Source organism: Dietzia sp. NPDC055343, assembly GCF_053645265.1.
The window spans coordinates 1-1,929 of record NZ_JBSHMJ010000127.1; the positions used below are offsets into that span (position 1 = coordinate 1).

A 1,929-nucleotide genomic window follows, 5' to 3' on the forward strand; every position below is an offset into this window, starting at 1 on the left:
CGGGCACGCCCTGCTCGCGCCCGAGGTGACCCGCCGGGTGATCGAGAAGATGACCGCCTCGCCCACGGCGGCCGGGAGTGACGGTATGGCGGATGCAGCCGGAGATACAGGGCCGACCGGTGCCGCTGCGAGTGGCGGCGGTACGGGTCACGGCGTCGTCGTCGGATCTTCTTCCCGCGCCGCAGGCAGCGGCACCTCCCTCGCCCTCGACGCGCTGACCACGCGCGAACGCCAGGTCCTGCGCCACGTCGCACGAGGGCTGTCCAACGCGGAGATCGCCGCCGAACTCGTGGTGGGCGAGGCGACCGTCAAGTCGCACGTCTCGGCGTGCCTGTCCAAGCTGCACCTTCGCGATCGTGTGCAGGCCGTGGTCCTGGCGTACGAGGCCGGACTCGTCCGGCCAGGTGATTGAAGCTCTAGGCCCTGCTATGGCACAGCAGTCGCTTCCCGAGGAGTTCCTCGACCCCGACCGCATCGCGCTGGCCCGGACCCGTCGAGGAATGACCAAGTCCGATCTCGCCAGAGCGCTCGGGCTCACGCCACGCAGCATCACGCGGTACGAGTCCGACGGGGCGCCAGTCTCCGCGGCGCCGCGACTGGCGGATGCGCTGCAGTTCCCTGCCCCGTTCTTCTCAGCGGCTCCGACCGCGCAGATCGAGGCCGCCGGGGTGAATTTCCGGGCCGCGCGACGGGCCGGAGCACGGCAACGGGCCGCGGCGATCGCCGCAGGCGCGGTCGGGATCGAAGTCGACCAGTGGATCAGCGCACGATTCGACCTGCCCACGGTTTTCGTTCCCCAGCGACTCGAGGAAGACCCGGCTTTGGCAGCGCGCGTTCTCCGCGCCAATTGGTCGCTGGGATCGAAGCCTCTCCCGAATGCAGTGCAACTCGTCGAGTCCCATGGCGTGCGCGTGTACACGCTTCCGCCGATCGCAGAGGAAGTCGACGCGTTCTCCTGCTGGCACCGGGACGTTCCCTACATTTTTCTCTCGCGACGCCGCTCCCCGGAGCGGATGCGGTTCGACGTCGCCCATGAGCTCGGGCACCTCGTCATGCACGCCACAGGCTCGGGCGACGAGGCGACCCAGGAACGTCAGGCCGACCAATTCGCGAGTGAGTTTCTGATGCCGCGCGACGCTCTGTCTTCGCAGATACGTTGCAACCCCTCCACCACGGAGATCCTCGATGCCCGCTCGAAACTGAAGGTGTCGGCGATGGCGCTGACCCGGGCCGTCCATGCGGCAGGTCGAATGAGCGACTGGCATTACCGCCAGCTGAACATCGACCTCTCCGGGCGCGGGTATCGGTCGAGCGAACCCGGGGGGATGACCGCACACGAGATGTCCCGGGTGTTTCCCCAGGTCCTCGGTGCGGTCAAAGCCAGAGACATCGCACACGATCTCCGGCTACCGCTGGAAGAAGTCCGCGCGCTCACCTTCGGGGTCGAGCTGCACGCTGCGCACGCCGTAATGAATCCGGTCGCCGCCCATACCGCCACCGCGACAACACGCTCTCTACGACTGGTCTGAACCCAGGACGATCGACGTCGTGGTTGCCCGCCCCGCGACGCGATCTCGTCGCGGGCGGGCGGACGGTCTCGTCGTCGTCAAGTATCTCTCCTCCTCAAGGAGGAGACGAGTCCCGCTGCGCTGCACCGATTTCCCCCTCACGGCTGATCCGCTTCGCCGCGCCGCGCCATAACGTCATGGGTGTCATCAGGACAATCGGCCGGACCCCGCGAAGGGCGGCGGCCCAGGGAGGGACACCATGCTCCGCATCGACGGACTGACCAGACGCTTCGGCGACACGGTGGCCGTGAACGACGTCGAATTCGTGGTTCCACGTGGAACCATGACCGGCTTCGTGGGCGGCAACGGCGCCGGCAAGACCACCACCATGCGCATGATCATGGGCGTCCTGCAGCCCACC

The 1,929-nt window shown here is 67.8% G+C and carries 3 protein-coding genes; all 3 read left to right on the forward strand.

The genetic code is table 11. The annotated features are described in order from the left end of the window. A partial coding sequence (locus ACWIE7_RS19015) for a response regulator transcription factor (RefSeq protein WP_454070307.1) occupies positions 1-412 on the forward strand: 412 nt, incomplete at its 5' end. A 16-nt stretch (positions 413-428) separates the two neighbouring features. Then, the gene (locus tag ACWIE7_RS19020; protein WP_454070308.1) at positions 429-1,529 is read left to right on the forward strand and encodes an XRE family transcriptional regulator; all 1,101 of its coding nucleotides are present in this window, start codon (positions 429-431) and stop codon (positions 1,527-1,529) included. A gap of 238 nt (positions 1,530-1,767) precedes the next feature. After that, positions 1,768-1,929 (forward strand): ATP-binding cassette domain-containing protein (locus tag ACWIE7_RS19025; RefSeq protein WP_454070309.1); only part of this gene is annotated, 162 nt, incomplete at its 3' end.

Bases quoted from the DNA above. Each gene is read 5' to 3' on its own strand.
- ACWIE7_RS19020 (WP_454070308.1), top strand. From the start codon at position 429: ATGGCACAGCAGTCGCTTCCCGAGGAGTTCCTCGACCCCGACCGCATC.